Origin of the sequence: Bacillus sp. FSL R5-0447 (assembly GCF_038606125.1) — a bacterium.
Taxonomy (GTDB): domain Bacteria; phylum Bacillota; class Bacilli; order Bacillales; family Bacillaceae; genus Bacillus; species Bacillus velezensis.
In genome coordinates this window covers 2,114,214-2,138,273 of the sequence record NZ_CP152012.1, presented here as the reverse complement: position 1 = coordinate 2,138,273, position 24,060 = coordinate 2,114,214, and the positions used below count along the sequence as shown (strand labels likewise).

24 protein-coding genes and 1 pseudogene are annotated in these 24,060 nt (G+C 45.6%); 4 read left to right on the top strand and 21 right to left on the bottom strand.

The genetic code is table 11. The features are described from left to right. Positions 1-176 precede the first annotated feature (176 nt). The 11 genes and pseudogenes from NYE68_RS10870 to NYE68_RS10820 all read right to left on the bottom strand — a co-directional run. Positions 177-1,778: pseudogene (locus NYE68_RS10870) on the bottom strand (YndJ family protein); the annotation flags it as partial. Next, the gene (locus NYE68_RS10865) at positions 1,772-2,380 is read right to left on the bottom strand and encodes a DUF4166 domain-containing protein (RefSeq protein ID WP_324635811.1); all 609 of its coding nucleotides are present in this window, start codon (positions 2,378-2,380) and stop codon (positions 1,772-1,774) included. The pseudogene NYE68_RS10870 and the gene NYE68_RS10865, both read right to left, overlap by 7 nt. Next, entirely contained in the window at positions 2,377-3,192 is an 816-nt protein-coding gene (locus tag NYE68_RS10860) for a hypothetical protein (RefSeq protein WP_094032679.1), read from the bottom strand. The genes NYE68_RS10865 and NYE68_RS10860 overlap by 4 nt, the downstream gene beginning before the upstream one ends. 118 nt (positions 3,193-3,310) lie before the next feature. Further along, entirely contained in the window at positions 3,311-4,582 is a 1,272-nt protein-coding gene (locus tag NYE68_RS10855) for an MFS transporter (protein ID WP_053573351.1), read from the bottom strand. A gap of 74 nt (positions 4,583-4,656) precedes the next feature. Then, on the bottom strand, positions 4,657-5,658 hold the full coding sequence (locus NYE68_RS10850; RefSeq protein WP_015417557.1) for a substrate-binding domain-containing protein: 1,002 nt from the start codon (positions 5,656-5,658) through the stop codon (positions 4,657-4,659). An 83-nt stretch (positions 5,659-5,741) separates the two neighbouring features. Further along, the gene (locus tag NYE68_RS10845) at positions 5,742-6,578 is read right to left on the bottom strand and encodes an SDR family oxidoreductase (protein WP_040238100.1); all 837 of its coding nucleotides are present in this window, start codon (positions 6,576-6,578) and stop codon (positions 5,742-5,744) included. Further along, a complete protein-coding gene (uxuA, locus tag NYE68_RS10840; RefSeq protein WP_324635812.1) occupies positions 6,575-7,651 on the bottom strand; it encodes a mannonate dehydratase in 1,077 nt (358 codons plus the stop codon). The genes NYE68_RS10845 and uxuA overlap by 4 nt, the downstream gene beginning before the upstream one ends. A 1-nt stretch (position 7,652) precedes the next feature. Further along, on the bottom strand, positions 7,653-8,288 hold the full coding sequence (locus NYE68_RS10835; protein ID WP_012117658.1) for a bifunctional 2-keto-4-hydroxyglutarate aldolase/2-keto-3-deoxy-6-phosphogluconate aldolase: 636 nt from the start codon (positions 8,286-8,288) through the stop codon (positions 7,653-7,655). A gap of 13 nt (positions 8,289-8,301) precedes the next feature. Then, positions 8,302-9,321, bottom strand: coding sequence for a zinc-binding alcohol dehydrogenase family protein (locus tag NYE68_RS10830; protein WP_324635813.1), 1,020 nt, complete (start codon positions 9,319-9,321; stop codon positions 8,302-8,304). Between the two features lie 29 nt (positions 9,322-9,350). After that, complete coding sequence (locus NYE68_RS10825; protein ID WP_029973851.1) at positions 9,351-10,307, bottom strand: sugar kinase; 957 nt, start codon at positions 10,305-10,307, stop codon at positions 9,351-9,353. Between the two features lie 203 nt (positions 10,308-10,510). Then, positions 10,511-11,929, bottom strand: a complete 1,419-nt coding sequence (locus NYE68_RS10820) for an alanine/glycine:cation symporter family protein (RefSeq protein ID WP_007410311.1) — start codon at positions 11,927-11,929, stop codon at positions 10,511-10,513. Positions 11,930-12,305: 376 nt separating this feature from the next. Between NYE68_RS10820 and NYE68_RS10815 the strand changes: the two genes are divergently transcribed. Beyond that, positions 12,306-12,659, top strand: coding sequence for a hypothetical protein (locus NYE68_RS10815; RefSeq protein ID WP_003153956.1), 354 nt, complete (start codon positions 12,306-12,308; stop codon positions 12,657-12,659). A gap of 24 nt (positions 12,660-12,683) precedes the next feature. Then, positions 12,684-12,809, top strand: a complete 126-nt coding sequence (locus tag NYE68_RS10810; RefSeq protein ID WP_003153957.1) for a hypothetical protein — start codon at positions 12,684-12,686, stop codon at positions 12,807-12,809. A gap of 52 nt (positions 12,810-12,861) precedes the next feature. On the opposite strand, the gene parC is transcribed toward NYE68_RS10810, so the two are convergent. The 3 genes from parC to NYE68_RS10795 all read right to left on the bottom strand — a co-directional run bounded on the left by parC (position 12,862) and on the right by NYE68_RS10795 (position 18,086). Beyond that, the gene (gene parC / locus NYE68_RS10805) at positions 12,862-15,285 is read right to left on the bottom strand and encodes a DNA topoisomerase IV subunit A (RefSeq protein ID WP_259425573.1); all 2,424 of its coding nucleotides are present in this window, start codon (positions 15,283-15,285) and stop codon (positions 12,862-12,864) included. Between the two features lie 2 nt (positions 15,286-15,287). Beyond that, positions 15,288-17,255: a DNA topoisomerase IV subunit B gene (parE, locus tag NYE68_RS10800; protein WP_007611767.1), complete on the bottom strand. Its 1,968-nt coding sequence runs from the start codon at positions 17,253-17,255 to the stop codon at positions 15,288-15,290. A 423-nt stretch (positions 17,256-17,678) separates the two neighbouring features. After that, entirely contained in the window at positions 17,679-18,086 is a 408-nt protein-coding gene (locus tag NYE68_RS10795) for a CoA-binding protein (protein WP_007410316.1), read from the bottom strand. 151 nt (positions 18,087-18,237) lie between these two features. On the opposite strand from NYE68_RS10795, the gene plsY reads away from it, so the two are divergent. Together plsY and NYE68_RS10785 are read left to right on the top strand one after the other, a co-directional pair. Continuing rightward, complete coding sequence (gene plsY, locus NYE68_RS10790) at positions 18,238-18,819, top strand: glycerol-3-phosphate 1-O-acyltransferase PlsY (RefSeq protein WP_007410317.1); 582 nt, start codon at positions 18,238-18,240, stop codon at positions 18,817-18,819. An 88-nt stretch (positions 18,820-18,907) separates the two neighbouring features. Continuing rightward, positions 18,908-19,195 (top strand): HesB/YadR/YfhF family protein, encoded by a 288-nt coding sequence (locus NYE68_RS10785; protein ID WP_007410318.1) that lies wholly within the window; start codon positions 18,908-18,910, stop codon positions 19,193-19,195. A gap of 33 nt (positions 19,196-19,228) precedes the next feature. On the opposite strand, the gene NYE68_RS10780 is transcribed toward NYE68_RS10785, so the two are convergent. The 7 genes from NYE68_RS10780 to acnA form a co-directional block, all read right to left on the bottom strand. Beyond that, positions 19,229-19,528: a hypothetical protein gene (locus tag NYE68_RS10780; protein ID WP_007410319.1), complete on the bottom strand. Its 300-nt coding sequence runs from the start codon at positions 19,526-19,528 to the stop codon at positions 19,229-19,231. A 15-nt stretch (positions 19,529-19,543) separates the two neighbouring features. Beyond that, positions 19,544-19,960, bottom strand: a complete 417-nt coding sequence (locus NYE68_RS10775) for a YbgC/FadM family acyl-CoA thioesterase (protein ID WP_003153973.1) — start codon at positions 19,958-19,960, stop codon at positions 19,544-19,546. A gap of 86 nt (positions 19,961-20,046) precedes the next feature. Then, the gene (tlp, locus tag NYE68_RS10770; RefSeq protein ID WP_003153975.1) at positions 20,047-20,289 is read right to left on the bottom strand and encodes a small acid-soluble spore protein Tlp; all 243 of its coding nucleotides are present in this window, start codon (positions 20,287-20,289) and stop codon (positions 20,047-20,049) included. Positions 20,290-20,313: 24 nt separating this feature from the next. After that, positions 20,314-20,460 (bottom strand): acid-soluble spore protein N, encoded by a 147-nt coding sequence (locus NYE68_RS10765; RefSeq protein ID WP_003153977.1) that lies wholly within the window; start codon positions 20,458-20,460, stop codon positions 20,314-20,316. A 63-nt stretch (positions 20,461-20,523) separates the two neighbouring features. Continuing rightward, positions 20,524-20,649, bottom strand: coding sequence for an FbpB family small basic protein (locus NYE68_RS10760; protein ID WP_012117651.1), 126 nt, complete (start codon positions 20,647-20,649; stop codon positions 20,524-20,526). A gap of 78 nt (positions 20,650-20,727) precedes the next feature. Beyond that, positions 20,728-21,237, bottom strand: coding sequence for a redoxin domain-containing protein (locus NYE68_RS10755; protein ID WP_060674238.1), 510 nt, complete (start codon positions 21,235-21,237; stop codon positions 20,728-20,730). Between the two features lie 61 nt (positions 21,238-21,298). Then, positions 21,299-24,025: an aconitate hydratase AcnA gene (gene acnA / locus NYE68_RS10750; protein ID WP_015417550.1), complete on the bottom strand. Its 2,727-nt coding sequence runs from the start codon at positions 24,023-24,025 to the stop codon at positions 21,299-21,301. Positions 24,026-24,060: the final 35 nt, after the last annotated feature.

The following is a 24,060-nucleotide window of genomic DNA, read 5'->3' as shown; positions in this document are numbered from 1 at the left end:
TCCGGTGCTGTCTTGTATTCAAGTTTGACCACACCGGAAGATAAATTTAAAAATCACTTTGCTATCGTTTTCTTTATTTTGTATCCCAAAAAGCCTTGTTTCCAAAAAGGGTTTGATACACGGAAGCGTAGGTATACCCTTCGTCTTTTTTCTTCCATTCGGTTACCTGCGGAAGCATGAGTGATCCGATAATGCACAGTTAAAAATTTCAGTCCGAACAGCCACATATGATGAACGGCCTTCAGGCTTGTTTCGCTCTGGGCTGAAATAAGAAATGTCTCTGCCAGCGGAAGATGACACGCCCCCCATTTCGTCTGCAGGTAAATCCCTTCATCACCCGCTCCGCTTTTTCGCCGTCTGCTTGTCAAAACAAGATTCTGCTTACGCGCATAAGGTTTTAAAATGCCCGTCATTTGGCCGTACGGCAGCGGGAGAGATATATTCATGTATCCTTCCCCTTTTGCCCTGTACTCTGAATACAGCGCAGTAAAAACGGTTTTCTGCTTTTCATTTGTTCTGATCCACGCACGGACATTTTTTCTGCCGTCTTTGTCAGAGTCAACGCCTATGATATCACTGTGCATAATATACCAATCCGGATTCATGGACAGGTGAATCTGCCCCGCTCTTCTGCTGAACGGCTCGTACACGCGCGCGAACGGACGAAACCATCTGCTCCACGTCACTTTTGCCATGATGTCATAATCAATTGTCTCTTCATAAAAGGAAATAACGGCCGGCGCCAGTTTTTCAATTGAAAAGTCTTCAGAATGCAGTTCTCTCATCTGATTCAGAAGGCCGGTATAATGGATGTCATTTGCTGCATGAATATCAGTCAAAAATTCTTTGCCTATCGTTCTCTTCCCGTAAATACGGCTGAACGTTCTATCACTGCCCTCATCAAACGGTCTCGGATTTTCCAACCTCCACCCCGCCAAAGCCGGCAGGATAACGCCGAATGCATTGACGGCCCCGTGAATCCAAATCATCTGGCTGATCGTGAGCGTTGCCTCCTCGCGGTAGACACCGTACGAATATATCAAAGAAAAAGCAATTGTGATCATTAACACAGCCGAAGAACTCCTGATCAAGATCCTGCCTGTTTTCGTAACAAACGGCGCCTTAAAGACGAGATATGCATTTACATACAGACCCGCCAGATACAGAGCGACAGCAATCACATCAAGTGTCTTTGAAAATGTAATCCCCAAGGCAATAAGGATCGGCGAAATCAAAATAATGACCGTGCTCCACCGGTAAAGTTCGCGTTTCTCCCGTATGATCCTGCCGAGCAATCCGTTAAAGATCGGAATGAGAAAAGCGGAATAGTGAAAGTGCACCGCCGTCAGCAGAACGATAAGCGGGCCGAAATTCATGACGGGAATCTCAAGGACATATGCGAAGAACCAGAATCCGCCCCCGGCCAAATAAATGAAACCCGCCATAACAGACATCTCTTCTGTTCTGTGAATATTTGTTTTCATCAGCCGCCGGACAGCATACAGTGCCAGCCCAAACGTATAAATGAGCCACACAACGGCAAAAAAACTGAAGTCTGTGACAAGCGCAAGCACCGCACATAAAGCGGCAACAGGATAACTCCGTAACAACACATTCTCTAAGGTCTTTGACGGCCGAAAAGCAAAATCGAATACAGCAGGAACGAAAAAAAGTACGGAAAATAAAACAAACGTCTCAGCAGCTGATATATGCGGAGCTTCAGCCGCCGCAAATCCCAAAAAGCAAATCACGCTTACCATGAGATGACGCTTCAGCATGTTTCTCCCTCTGTTTCCCGGAAAGTCCCCCGGTAAGAGAAAAGCGTGCCGAGTATCCGATTTTTCACATGAACCTTTATGCTGAAGCTATTCATTTCCTCATCATAAGCCTCATAAACGGTTGAACTGCCGCACAGCCATGCCGGAAGCGGGATTTTCTTTCCGCCTATCAGGAGCCACTGCCTTCCGGATGTAATAACAAGCCCTCCGTCTGAAGACGCTTCTAAATGCAGTTCAGACAGTAGGATGCGGGGTTTGCCGAAGTAATCAAGAATTCTGTTTTCCCGCTCATCATATTCCATGACTGCATCAAAAAAACGCGTTTTGCTTTTAAAGAAAAAGGTACGATTCCATTCCACGCTATTTTGCCTGTTTTTGTTTTCGATAGTGAAAGGGATATCGTTTCCCCTCTCTGAGAAAAAACATCTGAAAAAAACACCTGTCTTTAAAAGCATTCTGACAAGAAAAGAACCTCCCTTTATTTCTGACATAACTCCTTCTCCGCAAAACGTGCGTGATCCGTCAAATCTGTACCGCTTCTGCAGCATCGGGTGCAGTGATTGATAATGAGTAATCGCTTTTTCATACATTGAATCCGTCATTTCACTTCTCTCTTTCGTTTTGTATGCCAGGCGCTCGGCAGCTTGAGCTTAAGAATCATGCCGGCTATTGTAAGTACTCCTAATGAGATCAAGAATCCGCCGCCCGAATATAGCAGTGCCGTTACACAAAAGAAGACTGACTGCCCGGTGTGAATCAGCCACTTTCTCCGCATGGGAAGCAGCCATAATACCCCTAACCCTGTCTCCAGCGCTCCCCTCACGATCTCTGCATCGGCACAGCCATCATGAAAGCCTTGAAAAAACCAATACAGACTGAATACGAGACACATAAAGACATAGACAAACCCGAAACGGACTGATATCTTCGGATGTCTGTTTTGTTCTATCCAAAGCCGCAACGCATCAAAGCTCCATGCGGTAGCCCAGCTTAGCAGAGGACGAAATAAAAACCGGTCTATCCAACTTCCCGGCAGACCGCGGGCCGTTTCATATTGATATTGAGTCAAAAATGCGGTTTGTCCGTTATCCCGCTCTATATACTTCCAGTAGCCCCTGCCTTCTTTTATAAGTGACAGCGGATGATCAGAGGCAAAAGCGAGCGAAGACACTCTTTCTGACGAGCGAGGCCTTATGTCACCTATTGATTCGCCCGTGCCGGATACCTTCAGCCCAAAACCGATTCGGGTTTCATATAGAAATCTCTGCGGTTCATCTGGCAGCCTATGAAGATATGTAATGTCAGAAAACCGCAGATCCCATTCCTTATGAAGATGCGGGTTTTGCGTATATTCCCAAAGCGTTTCTATATCAGATGCAATATTGATTTCAACATATATCGGCTTCTGTTTCATGTCCCCTCCTCTTCCCTTCTTTTGTAAACAATTCCTATATTATCATAGGAACAGATCAAGCGGCAGAACGAAAAGGCCATCCCGTTATCGGCAGGACAGCCTCAGTGGCTTTGATGACTTATGAATAAGGTATCGTGTCTTTATTATCTTCAGAAGCGGTTTGAATGATAATCGGGCGCACAAAACGGATTACCGCAGCCGAGGCCAAAACGGCTAATCCGCCTGCAAGCAAAAACGCCCCGGAGAATGATCCGCTTTTGTCCGCGATAAAGCCGGTTAAAGCAGGCCCGATAATACCGGCCGTGTTTGCAAGAAAATGCATAAAGCCGCCGACTGATCCGACATTCCTTTGATCAACCACATCATGAATCACCGCCCAATAGATAGAGCCCGTTATATATAAAAAGAAGACTGATAAAGCAACGAGAATAACGGCACTTACGGTAGTGGTAACAAGTCCGGCAAATCCGATCAGTACAGCGGAAGCGAACAAACAAGTGACAAGAATGACTTTCCGTGAGAACAAAACCCCTTTTCCGGCAGTTTTTTTGAATACATAATCAGAAATCATTCCGCCTGCCGCCAAACCGATAAATCCAAGAATCCAGGGAATAACAGTCACCACGCTCATAAATTCAACACTTAAACCGCGTTCTTTCACCAGATAGCTCGGAAACCATGTTAAGAAGAAAAATAAGATGTAATTGTAGGCGAAGAAGGCAAAAGCCGTGAAGAGAACCGTTTTTTGTTTCAAATAAAAGGTCATCGGGATATGCTGCTCATGCGGTTGAATCTCCGCTTTCATTGCCGGGGCGTCTTCCGTCGGCGCCGGCCGTTCTTTGACAAATTTAAACCAGATGACCGCCCAGACTAAACCGATGATCATGATCAGGACAAAGGAAACTTTCCAGCTGAACGCCACAGCAATCATCCCGACAATCGGGCCGGAAATCGCCCCGCCGAGCGGCGTGCCGCTGTTTGTCAGGCCGATGACCGTGGCGCGCTGAGACGGAGGAAACCAATTGTTGACCATTTTGCTTATGGCAGCCGACAGCGGCCCCTCTCCCATACCGAATAAAACACGGATAATCAATAGACTTACAAATCCGAAAGCAAGCGCAACCGCTCCGCTGAAAAGAGACCAAACGATCATCGCCGTACACAATGTCAATTTAGCCCCATACCGGTCAGATGCAACACCGCCGAGAAAGTTAAACACAGCGTATCCGACAGAAAAACTGCTGAAAATCAGCCCCATTTGGGTTGCCGACAATGTGAGATCCTGCTGTATGAACGGCGCTGCAATAGACAGCGCTGAGCGGTCTAAATAGTTAATCACCCCGGCTGAAAATAAAAGAAGAATAATAGGGAATCTATCTTTTGAGAACATAAAATCCCCCTCTCATTTCATAACATTCAGACATTTAAATTGCCGGAGTAAACCGATTTATGCAATGAAACCGGTTATCCGGATTGCCTTGCGAGCAGCGCCGGTTTATAGCGGTGAATCCGTTTTTCACCGCCATCTTTTTCTTGTATCTGACGAAGAAGAAGGCTTCCCGCTTTTCGCGCCATTTCTGCCGCAGGCTGGACGATCGTCGTAATTGGAGGAGTAAAAAAACCAGCAAAAGGAACTTCATCAATTCCGATGACGGCTGCCTTATCCGGAATTGCCATATCATGCTCCTTCATATACTTCAGCACCTCAACAAGAACGATATCGTTTGCCGCCAATATCCCTTTCGGAGGCTCCTCAAGTGAGAACAGCTCTGACAAAACATTGGAAATATCAGCCGCATCGGCTGTTTTGATATATTCGTCCCGCACCATCATTCCGTGGCGGTCAAGCGCCTTCTTATACCCTTCAATCCTTTCTACCCTCGGACTGATTTCCCGAATAATGGACGTCGTAATAATCGCAATTCTCTTAATGCCGCTCTCGATAAACCGGTCAACGGCAAGACCGGCTGCATGATGGTTATCAAGCATCACTGTCGGAATCCCGAGTTCTTCAATGGTTCTGTCCATAAACACGATCGGAAACGTATCACGTTTCATCTTTTCATATAAAGAGAGATTTTCGCCCGTCGGAAAAATAATAATTCCGTCCACCTGCTTAGCCCGCAGCATTTCAATATATTTCTTTTCTTTTTCCGGTTCATCATCCGCATTGCAGACAATAATATGAAATCCTTGTTCATGAAAATAGTCTTCCACCGCCCTGATGACCTGAGTGGAAAAAGTGTGAAGAATATTAGCCACCACCACACCTACCGTAAATGTTGATTTCTGTTTTAAGCTGCGGGCGACGAAATTCGGCTGATAGTTCAGCTCTTGAATGGCCGCTTCTATTTTTTGTTTCGTTTTCTCGCTCATATAGTCATAGCGCTGATTTAAAAATTGAGATACGGTGCTTTTAGATACGTTTGCATATTTCGCCACATCAGAAATTGTAATGGTTTTCATAGACTCATCCCCGTCTGCCTTCATTTTTCACTAGTATAAGTCAGAAGTAAATGGTTTACAATCTGACAGGGACATGGATTCTGTCATACTCCGGAATAAGCCATAAAACCACCGTCGACGGGAACGGTGACCCCGGTGACAAAGCCTGAGCATGAATCATCCGAAAGCCACAGGAGCGTTCCCAGAAGGTCTTCCGGTTTCCCGAAACGTTTCATCGGTGTATGTGCCATAATCTTATTGGATCGGTCTGTCAGACTTCCATCTTCCTGTAATAACAACCCACGGTTTTGCGCAGTCAAAAAGAAACCCGGGGCGATGGCATTCACCCGCAGCCCTTTTTTTGCGAAATGAACAGCCATCCACATCGTAAAATTCTGAATCGCCGCCTTGGCCGCGCTGTAGGCGGGCACCTTTGTCATCGGTGTATACGCACTCATAGAAGAAATATTAATAATCGCGGGACATTCCGCCTTCAAAAGGTCTTTTCCAAACACTTGCGATGCCAGAAATGCACCGGTAAAGTTGGTTGAAAATACGCTGGAAAACCCCGTTTCGTCCATATCAAAAAATGATGTGCCCTGCTCATCCTCTTCATACGTCTCGCTGGCAGTGATCGCATCAGGGTGGTTTCCCCCGGCTCCGTTAATTAAAAGATTGACAGAACCGAACCGGCTGATAATCTCGTCTTTTGCCTTTTCGAGCGAATCACGGGCTGAAACATCAGCCGGTACAGAAACCGCGGTTCCTCCAGCATCAGCAATCTCGTTCGCCGCACGCTCTGCTTTATCAGCATTCCGGCTGACGATCGCAATTTTCATCCCCTGCCTTGAAAGCTCCTTTGCCATTGCTGAACAGAGAACACCGCTCCCGCCTGTTATGACAGCGGTTCTTCCTGATAAACGTTCATGAATCGGTCTCATCCCTTCACCCCTTTCTCATGAGACGAGAACGCATCCCACAGCCCGTTCAAGTACATAATTCCTAAAGCACGATCATATAAACCATAACCCGGCCGGCATTGTTCGCCCCAGATATGACGGCCGTGATCAGGCCGTACATATCCTTTATAGTCTTGGCCGTGCAATTCTTTTAACACACCGGTAATATCAATGGACCCATCACTGGTAAGATGCGAAGTTTCCGTAAAATCACCGTTATCGCAGATTTTCACATTTCGTATATGGGCAAACGGCGCAACTCCCGCATAGTGTTTGGCGATCTTCACCATATCATTGGCGGGATCCGCTCCCATCGAACCCGTGCACAACGTAATACAGTTGGCGGGTGAATCTGAAATCTCTCGCAACTTTTCATAACTTTTCTCACCGGTGATAATACGGGGCAGGCCAAAAATTGACCAGGGCGGATCATCCGGATGAATGGCCATTTGAATGCCGTGTTCCTCCGCTACAGGAAGGATTTCATGTAAAAAAAATTCTAGATTGGCCCAAAGCTGTTTTTCACCGACCGTTTGATAGGCCTCAAACAGTTCCTTGATCCGGGCCATTTTCTCCGGTTCCCACCCGGGAATCGTCAAATCAGAAGATTTTTCAACCGTGCGGATCAGTTCCTCCGGAGGGAGACTTTCCACTTTCGCTTTTTCAAAAAACAAAGCGGTTGACCCATCTTCCAGCGCGCGGAACATATCGGTACGCGTCCAGTCAAATATCGGCATGAAATTGTAACAGATGACTTTCACGCCGAATTCGGACAGATTGCGAATGGTCTGTTTATAGTGCTCAATATATTGTCCGCGTTCTTCATGACCGAGTTTAATGGCTTCATGAACATTCACGCTTTCCACGACCTCTGCATGAAACCCATAGGATTGAATGTATCTGACTTCCGCCTCAATGTCCTCCTTTTCCCATACTTCACCCGCGGGCTTCTGGTGAAGAGCCCAGACGATGCCTTTGACCCCGGGAATTTGTCTGACATGTTCAAGGGTCACCGTATCATTACCTTGGCCGTACCAGCGAAACGTGATATTCATGTTACACCCCCGTATATTCGTTTTTTCGGCAGACGTATTCTTTGCTGAGGGATACGGCAGCTTCATAGCCGCCCTTTTGATATGCTTTTGTCAAGTCGCTTCCCACACCGACCGCGACCGCTCCGGCAGAGAGCCAGTCATTCATGCTGTTTAATGAGATACCCCCGGTCGGCATAATGCGGACATTCGGCAGAGGGCCGTTGACCGACTTGATAAATGAAGGGTCAAACGAATTAGCGGGGAACAGCTTTACCACATCACATCCGGCTTCGAGCGCCAAAGCCATATCAGACACGCTCATGCATCCCGGAAGATACGGTACGCTGTACTGGTTGCATAGAGATGCTATCTCTTTTACAAAATGAGAGCTGACGATAAATGAGGCGCCTGATAAAATGGCGTGTCTCGCCGTTTCTGTATCCATTACAGAACCGGCTCCAAGAAGAATATCTTGATGCCGGAGTTCCTTAAAGACATCTTCCACTTCAGGAGTTGTGTATGTAAGCTCAATGGCGCTGATACCTCCTGAAATGGCCGCTTTTGAAACTTCAAGCGCCTCTTGGCTGTTTTGTCCCCTTATGACAGCCACCACTTGTGCATGCAGAAGTTTTTCGTAAATGGCGTACTTAGGCAGCATTCTCGCTCCTCCTTTAATCAAACGTAATGATTGCTTTTCCCGCCTTGCCCGGGTGCTGTTCGATCAACTGAAATGCTTGATGGACGTCATCTGCTGAAAATGTATGTGTAATAAGACCGCCGTGCGTTAACAGGCCTTTATTCAGTAAGTCTGTAATGTACGGAAACTGATTCGTCTGCAATCTTGAACCGGTTATCGTGACTTCCTTTTTTGTGATCGGAAGCTGAGAAATGCCGGCAGTCCTCTCATCAAAACCAAGCACAACCACATGACCGGCCGGAGACACTGCGTCAATGGACGTTTCAAACGTTGAGGGGAGACAGACGGCATCAATGACGACATTGGCGCCTTCATTTTTTGTCCATTCGTTCACCCGCAAAACGAGATCTTCTTTTTGCGCGTTGACGGTAACGTCCGCACCGTTTTTTTCAGCGAATGCCAAGCGTTCATCATTCAAGTCAGTTATCATGACAGAAGCGCCTTTGAACTTTGCCATTTTTAATATGCAGATTCCGATCGGTCCCGCTCCCTGAATCAAAACGGTATCTTCCTTCTCGACACGGCCTCTCCAAACGGCCTGGGCGCCGATCGTATATGGTTCTGCCATGACCGCTTCCTCCCAGGGCAGATCGGGCGAAACGGCATGCAGCTGCTTTTCCGGAAGCACGATATATTCCCGCATTCCGCCATCTTCATGAACGCCGAACACCGAAAGCGCTTTGCAGACGTTCGGACGTCCTTTCCGGCAGGCATAGCATGTTCCGCAATAAGATATCGGTTCAATCACTACCCGGTCACCCGGCTTGAAACGCTGGACAAGAGAACCGGTCTTTGCGACTTCCCCTGTGACTTCATGACCGATTACTCTCGGCAGGGACGCTAACGGATTTGTCCCATGATAAATATGCAAATCTGATCCGCAAATTCCGACCCGCTTCACCTTGACAAGAACATCATCCGCATGGGCAACAGACGGTTTCTCACATTCCGTCACCACCAGATCAAATGCTTTCCGTACTAGAACCGCTTTCATTTTCTCACCCGCTTTTTAAGTTGTGCTTGCTAACGTTCAATCACAGTCTCTTTGTTTACAAATGACAGAACCTCTTCTAGATAGGGAAGCCCTTCATTGTCACCGGAAACTGTGGTGACGAGCGCACCGACCGCATTGGCAAACTCCAGACGTTTTTCCGGTTCAAAACCATGCAGATAACTGTACAGGTAACCGGCATTAAAGCCGTCACCCGCTCCTACCGTGTCAACAGGCGCAACCGGGAAAGCCTCTTTGTGAACCCACTTATGATCATGATACAGCGCAGAACCTGCTTCACCGTCTTTTATGACAAGCTGACTGATTGAATAGGTCTCTGCAAACCGGGCTAATGCCTCATTTTCCCCTAGACCTGTCAGCTGTTTCATTTCGTCCCGGCCCGCCAGAAGAATATCAGTATGCGGAAAGATTTGATGAAATGCCGCACGCGCCTCCTCAATCGTCCACAGCTTCAGCCTGATATTCGGATCAAAAGATACGGGAATCCCCCTTGCTTTGGCGATGGAAAGCACCCTTTCAGCAATTTCAAGGTTTTTCTTATCAAGCGCGAGGAACACGCCGGTAAGATGAACGATGTGAATGCCGGCAAACATATTCTCTGTTATATCTTCCGGTGCAAGAGTTAGAATTGGTGAATTGAAACGGTAATAAAACGTCTTGCCTGAACCGTCATTTCTGATCTCTTTGACATTTAAAGATGTAGGAAAGCCTTCAACATAGGAGACGTCAGTCACATCAATTCCTTCTCCTTTGGCAAACTGATAAATCACTCTGCCGAACTCATCCTTCCCCAGCCTGCTGACCCACTTTGAGTGCAGATTCAATCTGGCGCATGCAATCGCAAAATTCAGTTCAGCTCCTCCTGCTTTTCGTTCAAAATGGGTAACAAAACGCAAAGGCCCTGTGCTTGCGGGATTTAAGGTGATCATCGCATCACCGATCGTAAAAATGCCATAATCAGAAGCCACATTAATACTCCTTTCCTTTAAGACTAAATCGGTTTGGTAAACCGGTTTAGTTAAACTTTATATGAAAGCCCTTACACACACAAGAGAAAAATACAACAAATTCAAAAAAATCTGTTTTCGGCAAAAATAACCCGGTTTTTCACATAAAAAAACCCCTCACAACAAAATGTAAGGGGTTTTTTGAAAATTGTATGCATGTTTCCTTAGTTAGCAGTCTTACGTTCGGGGCTTGTACCTTCTTCTTCCGCCCATGTTTCAATATGCTTGAGCTCCGGCGTATTCTCGGCCTTGAATACAGGATCAAGACCTTTTTTGCGCTGAGCGGCATAATCCTTATAGATCTTGTAGGCTACATTACTCAGCAATAAGATTGCCACTAAGTTAATGAGAGCCAAGAGTCCCATAAACAAGTTTGCCATGTCCCAGACGATCTGGAAGTCAGCCAAACATCCGTATACCACCATCACTACGACGAATACGCGGTAAATATTAAGCCATGTTTTGCTTGTTTTAATAAATTCAATATTCGTTTCACCATAGTAATAGTTGCCGACGACTGAGCTGAATGCGAATAAAAACATCGCAATCGCAATAAATGTCGGCGCCCATCCGCCGAGGTGGTGCTGCAGTGCGGCTTGTGTCACTTGGATGCCGTCGCCTTTAGGCGTAAAGCTGTACAATAAAATGATAAAGGCAGTCGATGTACAAACGATAAATGTATCAAAAAACACACCGAGGGTCTGAATTAATCCCTGCTTAGCCGGATGCGACACATGTGCAGCCGCTGCGGCATTCGGCGCGCTTCCCATACCCGCTTCGTTTGAAAACAGGCCGCGCTGCGCACCGATAATAATGATGCTTCCTAAGCTTCCGCCGACGATCTGTTCAAGACCGAACGCATTTTTCACAATCGTAACAAACAGCTCAGGTACCGCTGTAATATTTACAATCACGACATACAGCGCGATCAGAATATACATACCCGCCATGACCGGAACGATTAATTGCGAGACGGAAACAACACGTTTCAGACCGCCGAATATAATGAAAGCCGTTAATACAGCTAAAATGATTGCGATAACTGTTTTATTCACATGGAATGCTTCGTCAAACGCGACAGAAATCGTATTTGACTGCACGGCGTTAAAGATAAGTCCGAAAGAAACGGTAATCAATACGGCGAATAAAATACCGAGCCAGCGGGCGCCCAGTCCCTTTGCCATGTAATATGCCGGACCGCCGCGGAATTCGTCACCGGAACGCACTTTATACAGCTGCGCCAAGGTGCTTTCCACAAAGCTGGAAGCCATACCGACAATCGCTACGATCCACATCCAAAATACTGCGCCGGGACCGCCTGTTGCAATCGCCAGCGCGACGCCGGTCAAGTTTCCGGTTCCGACACGAGAAGCGGCTGAGATAAAGAATGCCTGCATTGAAGACACTCCTTTATTTCCTTGCGGCTTCTCCCCGACGATTCTGAACATTTCAATAAAGTATTGGAATTGAATAAAGCGAAAACGGAACGTAAAGTACAATCCGATCCCGACTAAAATATAAACAAGATACTTCCAAATAAAATCATTTGGAACATTTATGATTTCACTGATGAAAGCCTCCATGTTTAACCTCCCTTTTACGTATCTTTTACTGTCATTTTTGCTGCATATGTTAGATCTTTTAACACAACGAGTATTATTATATCACAACGACCGTGGTTGAGAAGTTTTTTTAAGAAAATGTTTCGGTTTCTTCATCACGTCTTTTGCTGTCATGCCCCGTTTTTTATCTTACAGCCCGAAAAATGTTGTCACGTCATAAGGAATGCGTGCATATCATAACAAATAGGTCTTTAAGAAAAAAGAGATGAAAAGATGGATGGAATGGTATATACTTAACCAGGATAATAATTTTTTAAATTTAATAAATATGTTTACTTTACATTTAAATTAGGGTATTATAATAAAAATATTCAGACTTATGAAGGGGGGAGAACATTTGAAAAAAATCTTGTTTTTAAAAGCTTCTATTTTATTTTTAGCGATTGCAAGCTTTCATTTGCTCTCCATTCCCCATGCGTTCGATACTGCTCATCATTTTAAAGCGGTAGCCGACCAGCAGGAAATGCACGAAATGAAGGCCGGCCAAAATGCTGATGATGAGAAAAAATCGCTGACGGGCTCATATATCTTGACGGCGCTTTTTGCCGCTTCTGTCTCGCTGATCGTGATATCAGACAGGAGACGCCCCGCTTCCCGGAGAAGACAGCGAAAGAAAAGCTTTTTAATCGCTAAATTTTATCAGTCCTCGTATTTCGATGAGCTTCATGTTCAACATCGCCTATCTATGTAACATAAAATGAGGAGGTTGTTAAACATGTTGTTTATCTTACGAATGGTGATTTTAGGGTTGTTTTCATTCACTGCACTGAATTTATTTGTATGGCAGGGAATCGAAGTCATTCACGCTATCACTGACTTATTCGGCAGCCATGAAAGCTAAATAGTAAAACCTCCGCTCAATGAGCGGAGGTTTTTTTATTTTATTTTTACTCTTAAACATCAGACGCGGGGATACGCCATACATCTGTTACCGGCCCTGTCTCATCTTCATCGGTAAAGAAGGAACCGTTGCTGTATCGGTCATTCGCCCGCAAGGACTTCACGGCGATTTCGATTCTCTCGCCTTTTTCTGTTTCCGCAGCGATCATGTCGGCTAAAGCGCACGCGAATACGCCGACTGCGCGATGCGGGTTCTTTTTAAGCTCACGCAGCATGATGACACCGCGCTTCGCCCTGGATGTTTTTTCGAATTCAGATAGGTTCATCCGCTTGATTGCTCCCCGCTGTGTGACAAGGACAAGCGAATCTGTCTCATGCAGAATTTGTCCTGATACGACGGTATCACCGTCTTTTACATTTATGCCCTTTACGCCGGCCGCACGGGCACCGACTACATTTACTTCATCTTCACCGAACCATAAACCGTACCCGAGGCGGGTGGCGATAAACAGCTGGCTGCCGCCGTCTGTGACATGAACATCAATCAGCTCGTCGTCCCCTTTAAGGTTAAGGGCAACAAGCGCTTTCGAGTAACGCTGCGCTTTGTAATGCGTCATTTCAGTTCTTTTCACCATGCCGTTTTTCGTCATAAACAATAAATATGAAGATGGATCAAATTCTTTTACCGGTATAGCTTTCACGATGGTTTCATCACGGTCAATCGTGATGATGTTCGTTACGTGCTGCCCCATGTCTTTCCACCTGATATCGGGAAGCTGGTGAACCGGACAATAAACATAGCTTCCCTTATTGGTAAAGAGCAGGAGAACATCCGTTGTGTTCATTTCAAATTGGTGAATCAGCCTGTCAGTATCCTTCATACCGAAATCCTGGCCGTTAGAAGCGGCAAATGACCGCTGGCTTGTTCGTTTTACATAGCCGTCTTTTGTGACTGTCACATATACGTCCTCAGAGGCTACCATGACTTCAAGATTAATTTTAATTTCCTCAATCTTTTCTTCAATGACAGACCGTCTGCTGTCAGCATAGGTCTTTTTCAATTTTTTCAGGCTGCTTGTAATGACTTTTAACAGCTTTTTATCATGACTTAAAATGGCTTCGAGCTCCTGAATTTTCTTGCTGAGCTCTTCCGCTTCCTCTTTTAGCGCCGTAATATCCGTGTTTGTCAGACGATACAGCTGCAAGGATACGATCGCTTCGGCCTGCGGCTCCGTAAATGCGAATTTAGACATTAAGTTTTGTTTCGCATCTTTCTTGTCGCTGCTTGCCCGGATGACCGCTATGACCTCATCTAACACAGACAGTGCCTTCATCAGTCCTTCAACGATGTGATGCCGCTCTTTTGCTTTTTGCAATTCAAAGACGGAGCGGTTTGTCACTACTTCCTTCTGGTGGGAAATATACGCATCCAGGATGGCTGTAAGACTCATCAGCATCGGCCGGCGGTTATGTATGGCGACCATATTAAAGTTATATGTTGTCTGCAGATCAGTGTTTTTATATAAGAAATTCAGGATGCCTTTTGCATCGGCTTCTTTCTTTAACTCAACGACCACCCGAAGCCCCGTGCGGTCAGTTTCATCCCGGACTTCAGAAATGCCTTCGACTTTTTTGTCTATGCGGTATTCGTCCATTTTCTTTACGAGATTGGCTTTGTTTACTTCAAACGGAATTTCTGTAATGACGATCTGCTCCCGTCCGCCTCTTACGGATTCCACTTCAGCCTTGCCGCGGATAATAATTTTGCCTTTCCCGGTTTCATAAGCCTTCCGAATGCCGTCGACTCCTTGAATAATGCCTCCTGTCGGAAAGTCAGGCCCTTTAATCACCTGCATCAAGTCATCGACGGTGCAATCCGGAGATTCAATCCGTTTAATGACGGCATCAATGACCTCACCCAGATGATGAGGGGGAATATCAGTCGCATAGCCCGCTGAAATCCCGGTTGATCCGTTGACAAGCAAGTTAGGGAACATGGCGGGCAAAACAACCGGTTCTTTACTAGTGTCATCAAAGTTCGGAACGAATTCAACCGTATTTTTATCAATATCACGCAAAAGCTCTGACGCGATAGAAGATAATCTCGCTTCCGTATAACGCATGGCAGCCGGCGGATCACCGTCAATGCTTCCATTGTTGCCGTGCATCTCAATCAGCACATTCCGCACTTTCCAATCCTGGCTCATCCGCACCATCGCTTCATAAACGGAGCTGTCACCGTGCGGATGATAATTACCGATAACGTTTCCGACCGTTTTCGCCGCTTTACGGAAATTTTTATCGAATGTATTTCCGTCTGCGTGCATGGCGTATAAAATTCTCCGCTGCACCGGCTTTAAACCGTCACGAGCGTCGGGCAGCGCCCTGTCTTGAATAATGTATTTACTGTAGCGTCCGAAACGGTCGCCGATTACTTCTTCTAACGGTAAATCATGAAATAATTCTGGCTGTGCCACTATTAAACCTCCTCAGCGACCGACAAGTTTTCATTTTCTAAAATATTGCTTTCCTCATCTAATCCGAAGGCAACATTCTTTTCAATCCATTTTCTTCTCGGTTCTACTTTGTCTCCCATTAATGTCGTTACACGGCGCTCTACCCGTGCCGCATCGTCGATCTTGACTCTGACGAGCGTTCGCGATTCGGGATTCATCGTCGTTTCCCAGAGCTGGTCTGCGTTCATTTCTCCCAGACCTTTATAGCGCTGGATGGTATATCCTTTGCCGACTTTCTTTAAAACGCCGTCCATTTCTTCGTCGGACCAGGCATATTCAATAATCTCTTTCTTACCGCTCCCTTTGCTCACTTTGTAAAGAGGCGGAAGGGCGATGAAGACTTTTCCGTGCTCGATTAAAGGTTTCATATAGCGGTAGAAAAACGTTAACAGCAAGACTTGAATGTGCGCGCCGTCGGTATCCGCGTCCGTCATGATGATGATCTTGTCATAATTGATGTCGTCTATCTCAAAATCTGCGCCGACACCGCCTCCGATCGCATGAATAATTGTATTGATTTCTTCATTTTTGAAGATGTCTGCAAGCTTTGCTTTCTCTGTGTTGATGACCTTTCCGCGAAGGGGCAGCACGGCTTGGAACTTCCGGTCTCTTCCCTGTTTTGCAGAACCTCCCGCAGAGTCTCCCTCCACAAGATACAATTCATTCTTCGCCGGATTTCTGGAACCGGCCGGTGTGAGTTTTCCGCTCAGCGTCGCTTCTGATTTTTTGCGTTTTTTGCCGCTTCTCGCTTCTTCTCTCGCTTTACGGGCCGCTTCACGGGCCTGGCTTGCTTTAATCGCTTTTTTGACAAGCAGGGTTGCCGTATCGCGGTTTTCTTCCAGGAAATAAGCAAGATTCTCGGAAATGACGGCATCCGCGGCGGATCTCGCCTCACTTGTGCCAAGCTTCCCTTTCGTCTGGCCTTCAAATTGCAGCAGTTCCTCCGGGATACGCACGGAAATGATTGCGGACAAACCTTCCCTGATATCGGCGCCTTCAAGGTTCTTGTCTTTCTCTTTTAAAAGGGCGACCTTTCGCGCATACTCGTTAAACGCTCTTGTCATTGCCGTTTTGGCTCCTGATTCGTGGGTGCCGCCGTCCTTTGTTCTGACGTTATTAACGAATGACAGCATATTTTCTGAATACCCGTCATTAAACTGAAACGCGAAATCGACTTCAATGTCATGATGCTCGCCTTCAAAGGAAACCACTTCGCATAAAGCGTCTTTTTCCTCGTTTAGATAAGCGACAAATGCTTCAATTCCGTTCTCATAATAAAATACTTCCTTTACGCCGTTCCGTTCATCAATTAATTCTATTTTCAAACCTTTTAACAAGAAAGCCGATTCGCGCAGACGTTCTGACAGCGTGTCAAAATTATAAACCGTTGCGCTGAACATTGACGGATCAGGTTTAAAATGGGTAAGCGTTCCCGTTTTTTTGGTCGTTCCGATTTTTTCAAGTGAAGTCACGGGCTTGCCGCCGTTTTCAAACCGCTGTTTATACACATATCCGTCACGCTCAATAGTAACCGTCAGCCACTCCGATAATGCGTTTACGACAGATGCGCCGACACCATGCAGACCGCCGCTTGTTTTATAGCCGCCCTGTCCGAATTTCCCCCCGGCATGCAGCACGGTGAAAATAACTTCCGGCGTCGGCTTTCCGAGCTTATGCATCCCGGTCGGCATTCCGCGTCCTCTGTCCTGTACAGAGATGCTGTTGTCCTTATGTATCGTTACGATAATATGATCTCCGTAGCCGGCAAGAACTTCATCGACGGAATTGTCGACGATCTCATATACCAGATGGTGCAGGCCGCGTGCGTCCGTCGAACCGATGTACATTCCCGGTCGTTTTCTGACGGCTTCCAGGCCTTCAAGCACCTGTATGGCATCTTCGTTGTAATCAAATTGCTGTTTTCTAGCCAAACGTACAAACCCCTTTCAAAAAACCTGCTCTTAATCATTTTCTTTTTTAAATGTTTTCATGTCTTTGTTTTTCAGTATGCGCAAGCTTCGGTCCAATTCTCCTCGGACTCACAATTATAACCAATATGCTTGATTTCGCAACATATTTAAGCGAATGGCTCGTTTTTTAGGCCGCAAGACATACATTCGAACGGCTTTTCATCTTTTTGGTGCCCTTTTTGGCGAATAAGAACATGAGTTCGCTTTCTATTATATAGCTTTATGCCGGCCATCGCAAACAGACTGTAAACCCCTGTATAAAGGGGTTTCTAAAAAAGCTGTTCATGCTTTATTGTATCTGTTTCATCATCATACGCAAAGAGTATTCTTTCAATAAAAAAGCAAAAACCCCTGATTTGCCAAGGATTTTTGCTTTTTTTGTTCCTATTTTATAACAGCGCGGGCGACTTTTATACATAAATCCATAACAGCCGTCCGTCCTTTGTCTGTAATCATGCGATACGCTTCTTCATTTGCAAGGCCCTGCTGCGCCCAAAAAACGGGAGCGTCCGTCTGTAAAAATTCTTCAGCGACGCCGGGAAGCTGCTCAGAGCGTCTGAACACATTCACGATATCAATCGGTCCCTCCACGTCTTTTAATGAAGCGACGGCTTTAACGCCAAGCGCTTCATCAATCGTTGGATTGACGGGAATAATTTCATACCCTTCATCCTGCATCGCTTTGGAAACCATGTAAGAAGTCCGGTCGGGACGGTCTGACAGCCCGACGACTGCGATCCGTTTGCTCCGGTCCAGAATTTCTTTAATCTCTGATTTTGAAGGATTTTGCATCTTTACCATCTCCTTTTGATATATTGTACATGACCGCTTCACCGGAATCAAAAAAAGCGCTTTGTCAGCTTAATTCTCAAAAAACTTGTCATCAGACGGTAACAACTCGTGTTAAAATAGAGTGAAGGGACATTGAAAAGGAGAAATGTAGATGTTGATTGCTTTATTGATTATTTTGGCCTATGTAATAGGCAGCATCCCGTCAGGTTTAATCGTAGGCAAACTTGCGAAAGGGATCGATATTAGAGAACACGGAAGCGGCAATTTGGGCGCTACAAATGCTTTTCGCACGCTTGGCGTTAAAGCGGGATCTGTTGTCATCGCAGCCGATATTTTAAAAGGCACCTTGGCCGCGGCGCTCCCATATTTACTGCACGTCCCCATTCATCCTCTTCTCGCAGGGGTGGCAGCAGTAATCGGCCATGTATTCCCCGTGTTCGCAAAGTTTAAGGGAGGCAAAGCCGTAGCCACATCAGGGGGCGTCCTGCTGTTTTATGCTCCGCTGTTATTCGTTACGATGGTTGCAGTATTTTTCGTATTTTTATTCCTTACGAAATTTGTTTCTCTGTCTTCAATGTTAACAGGGATTTATACGATTATTTACTGTCTGTTTGTAAAAGACCCTTATTTATTAGTCGTAGTGACGCTCTTGACCGCGTTTGTTATCTACAGACACAGGGCAAACATCAAACGGATTATAAACAAAACAGAACCGAAGATCAAATGGTTTTGATGAAACTTCAATTTTGACATCAAAATGCCATATGCGTTTATAATAGAGATAATTTCTTTATATGAGAAACAAAAAGGGAGTGTTCCGGATGAACATGAAAGTAACGAAAGGCGCGCTGGATTGGTACAAAGAAGAGCTCGATCTGGAAACAGGCGACCATGTCCGTTTCTTTGTCCGTTACGGGGGATGCAGCAACGTTCAGAAAGGCTTTTCTCTCGGCATTTTAAAAGACCGGCCGATGAACATCGGCACCAGCACGGAAGTTGAAGGCATTACCTTTTTTATTGAAGAAAGCGACTTATGGTACTTTGATAATCACGATTTGTCAGTCACATATTCAGATCAGGCAGAAGAGCCGGTATTTGATTACGTGTAAGAAAAAAAGAACGCAGCGGATGCGTTCTTTTTTTTACAGCCTGAACCTTTTGAGATGATCAGTCAGATGTTCTTTTTCTAATATGCTTCTTTGCGTATCACCGAGCAGGTCAAAGTGGGGAAATTCATTTTTATGGTGAATCCACTCCGGCTTCAGCCCGTACTCCGCTCCCCATCTGATCAGTTTATTGAGATCGCTTGAACCGGCCTTCGTCACGGTCTTAGCCTCCGGAAAGCGGTCGTCCAGCCAGTAATGCGTTAAAAAAGCGATTTTCCCTTCCGATACATCCCGCTTCCATCTTTCCAGTTCCTTACGCGTAATTCCAAATGCCATAACTGCAGCCGCTCCTTATTTTTTTGCCTTTTCGTAAGCGGCATGCCAATCAGGAAAAGCCTTGCGAAACTGAATCGGTTTGAAGCTCTCTTTATCAACGCATATATGAGAGGATGTCGCTTTGATGGCAAGTTCTTGATCCGGATTATAGATGTGGTAGCCGTAAACGGTTTTAAATCCGTTATATTCTTCAATCCAAGTATGTACGACAGCCGTTTCTCCGTAGCGGAGCGGCTTTTTATAAGAAATGCTGATATCCAATACAGGGGACAGCACTCCTCTGTCTTCCATATCCTTGTAAAGGAATCCGAGTTCCTTAATCAGCGCCGTTCTGCCGACCTCCATCCAGACTAAGTAATTGGCATGATAGACGATGCCCATTTGATCTGTTTCCGCATAACGCACTTCTATTTCTTTTTTTGACACATGCAACGTTCTCTGCTCCCTTATTATCAGATTAGCCCCATTTTATCACAACAAGCCGGAAAGAGAAAAAAACCAGGTTTCCCTGGTTTTTATTATGATTGATAGCCGTTTTCTCTTGCAGCCGATTCATCCTGGATTTCACTGCGGAACGATTCAATGCTTTCATTGCGTCTGGCATTCTTCTCTTGAATGCGCTGTTTTTCCTCATCTGTCGCAAATTCCATTGATTCTTTGGCTTCTTCTATATTTTCAATTGTATTCTGGACCATATCCTGCAGCTTTTCAACGTTATCGGAACGGTCATCCGGATTTGGTTTTTGATCATTGTTTGTCATAATGTCTGCTCTCCTTTGTTGATGTTATTCGCCTTTCGTCTGCATGACAATCGGATGTCCGTTTGACTTGTCATGAAACTTTTCCCCTTTGTTGCGTTTATATTTAACGGGTTTTGTCCCTAAGTGGCTCGGAGCGTATTGCGGCTGGCCGTCTTTCTTGTTTATGCCCATGTTCATCCCTCCTTAAGAGTATATTTTGCAAAAGGAGGTGCAAACATGACTGCAAATTAAAGGTTATTTTTGTTTGAACCGCTGCTCCAGCTTTTCTTCAAGCTGATTCAAATATTCCGTATTGGTCATCAGCTCACGTTTATTTTCCATAACCAATTCATGAAAAGAACGTTTTCGCATTTTTTTCAATCTTCTCACCTCCGTGTTTTCATTCATTTTTTCCAATTTTTCAAAACCTAAGCCCTTCACAATAAAAAAACTGAACCTCTATTTGAGATCCAGTTTTTCTTTCATTTCTTTTTTTGTCATCGTGCCTACGCGAATGTGCTGAATGGTTCCTTTTTCGTCTAATATGTATGTTGTCGGATAAGAAAGCACGTTGAAATCTCCGTTAATTCCGCTTTTGTCAATCAGAATAGGAAATGTCAGCTGATAATGATCAGCAAATGATTTCACAGCCTTTATATTTTTTTCAGAGGATGTAAAATTAACGGCTGCTACCGCAATATCAGGATATTCTTTCTGCAGCTCCTGCATATCGGGCATTTCCATTCGGCACGGCTTGCACCACGTCGCCCAGAAATTGAGGAGCACTTTTTTTCCTTTATAATCAGAAAGGGAGATACTTTTTCCTGACAATGTATCAAGTGTAAAGTCAGGGGCTTTCATCCCTTCTTCTGTCCCTTCTTTCGGACTTTTTTGTACAGAATAAATGTTCCAGCCCGCATACACTAACAACCCGATAAGTAACATTCCGCCCAGCCATTTCGCAAGCATCTCAAGGCCTCCCGCATAAAAAGAGAGAAAGCAGACTGCTTTCTCTCCTTTGTTCATTCTGCTACTGTTTCATTTTATCGCGAAGCACCATTTGTAAAATGCCGCCGTGGCGATAGTAATCAATTTCCACTTCACTGTCAAAACGGACAACAACTTCAAATGTTTTTACCGTACCGTCTTCACTGATTGCTCTGACAGTCAGCAAGTCGCGCGGACGTACAGATTCATCAACATCCACCTCGATGACTTCCTTACCGGTTAAGCCGAGTGTATCCGCGTTTTCACCCTGTTTAAACTGGAGCGGCAGCACACCCATGAAGACGAGGTTGCTTCTGTGAATTCTTTCAAAGCTTTCGGCAATGACTGTTCTGATGCCGAGCAGGTTTGTTCCTTTTGCAGCCCAGTCACGTGAAGAGCCCATTCCGTAATCTTTTCCGGCCAGGACGACAAGACCCGTTTTATCATCTTTATACCGCATGCAGGCATCATAAATAGATGTCACTTCCCCGGTAGGCCAATGTGTTGTGTATCCGCCTTCTGTACCCGGTGCGATTTGGTTTTTAATGCGGATATTGGCGAATGTTCCTCTCATCATGACTTCATGGTTTCCGCGGCGTGAGCCGTAAGAGTTAAAGTCACGAGGAGAAACGCCTTTTTCCTGCAGGTATTTGCCCGCCGGTGTGTCTTTTCCGATCGCTCCGGCCGGAGAAATGTGGTCAGTCGTCACAGAATCGCCGAATTTGCCGACAACGCGAAGTCCTCTTAAAGGCTCAACTTTTCCCGGCTCTACAGACATTTCCTCAAAGAACGGCGGGTTTTGAATGTAAGTGGAATCCTGATCCCACTTGTACAGCGCTTCATCCGTCGTTTCGATTTCGTTCCAGCGCTGGTTGTCGTCAAATACCGTTTCATACTCTTTGCGGAATAATTCCGGCGTAACAGTCTGTTTGACGAGAGAATTGATTTCATCCATGGACGGCCAGATGTCATCGAAATAAACATTTTGTCCGTCATTTCCGACACCGATCGGATCCGTTTTCAGGTTGATATTCACAGTGCCTGCTAATGCGTATGCGACAACAAGCGGAGGTGACGCAAGGTAGTTTCCTTTGACAAGCGGATGGATCCGGCCTTCAAAGTTTCTGTTACCCGACAAGACAGAAGTGATCAAGAGATCATTTTTAGCAACCGCTTCTTCAATCTCTGGAGAAAGCGGGCCGGAGTTCCCGATACATGTCGTACAGCCATACCCTACGAGGTTAAAGCCGAGCTCCTTCATGTAAGGAAGCAGGCCCGAGTTGACTAAGTATCCAGTAACAACCTTAGACCCCGGTGCAAGTGATGTTTTAACATAATTCGGCACTTTCAAGCCTAATTCTACCGCTTTTTTGGCTACCAATCCGGCACCGATTAATACATAAGGGTTTGATGTATTCGTACAGCTTGTAATAGCGGCGATTGCAATCGCCCCTGTTTTCATAACCGCATCTTCGCCGCTGTTAAGTTTAAATGAAATTTCTTTGTTCTCTTCAGCAGCATCCGCTCCGAATCCTTGGTTGCCGGCCGGGCTGACAAGATGTTTTTTAAACGTTTCCTGCATAACGGAAAGCGGGATTAAATCCTGCGGACGTTTCGGTCCTGAAAGGTTCGCTTCGATTTTTGACAGATCTATTTCCACAACGTCTGTAAAAATCGGCTCTTCCGCGTCAGGCGTATAGAATAAACCGTTGTTGCGGCAGTATGCTTCCACAATATCGATCTGCTCTTCTTCACGGCCGGTCAGACGCAGGTAAGAAAGTGCTTCCTCGTCAACAGGGAAGAATCCGCAAGTCGCTCCGTATTCCGGCGCCATATTGGCAATAGTCGCACGATCCGCAAGCGGAAGCTCAGCAACACCAGGACCGAAGAATTCAACAAATTTATTGACTACGCCTTTTTCGCGCAGCACTTGAGTGACTTTCAGCGCCAAGTCAGTCGCCGTCGTTCCATTAGGCAATTTTCCGACAAGTTTCGCGCCGATGACCTCAGGAACAGGGAAATATGAAGGCTGGCCGAGCATTCCCGCTTCCGCCTCAATACCGCCGACACCCCAGCCGAGGACGCCGATTCCGTTAATCATTGTTGTATGGGAATCTGTTCCCACCAATGTATCAGGATATGTCACAAGTTCTCCGTCTTCCTCTTTCGTATGAACGACACTTGCCAAAAACTCAAGGTTTACCTGGTGAACGATACCTGTTGCAGGCGGAACGGCCTGATAATTGTTAAACGCTTTCTTTGCCCAGCTTAAAAATTTATAACGTTCTGCATTTCTTTCGAATTCTAAGTCCATATTAATGGCTAACGCGTCTTCCGTACCGGCTTTGTCGACTTGTACGGAGTGGTCAATGACCAGGTCAACCGGTATTTCAGGATTGATTTTATCAGGGTCTCCGCCGACAGAGGCCATGGCTTTTCTTAAAGATGCCAGGTCAACTACGGCCGGAACGCCTGTAAAGTCCTGTAGAATAACCCGTGACGGTTTAAACGGCACATCGATATCTTTTAATTCAGCAGTACCCCATCTTGCTAAATTTTCAACATGTTCTTTTGTAATGACGCGTCCGTCTACCTGACGCAAAACGGATTCCAAAAGAACCTTAATAGAATAAGGAAGCTTTGAAACATTGCCGACCCCTGCGTCTTCCAATGCTTTTAATGAATAGTAGTTGTATGTTTTCCCATTTGAAGAAAATGTTTTTCTTGCTTGGAAAACGTCTTGTGTTGCGACTTTTTGCTGATTTGTCATTCTCCAAAATCCCCCTTCAATGATCAAGATCGTTC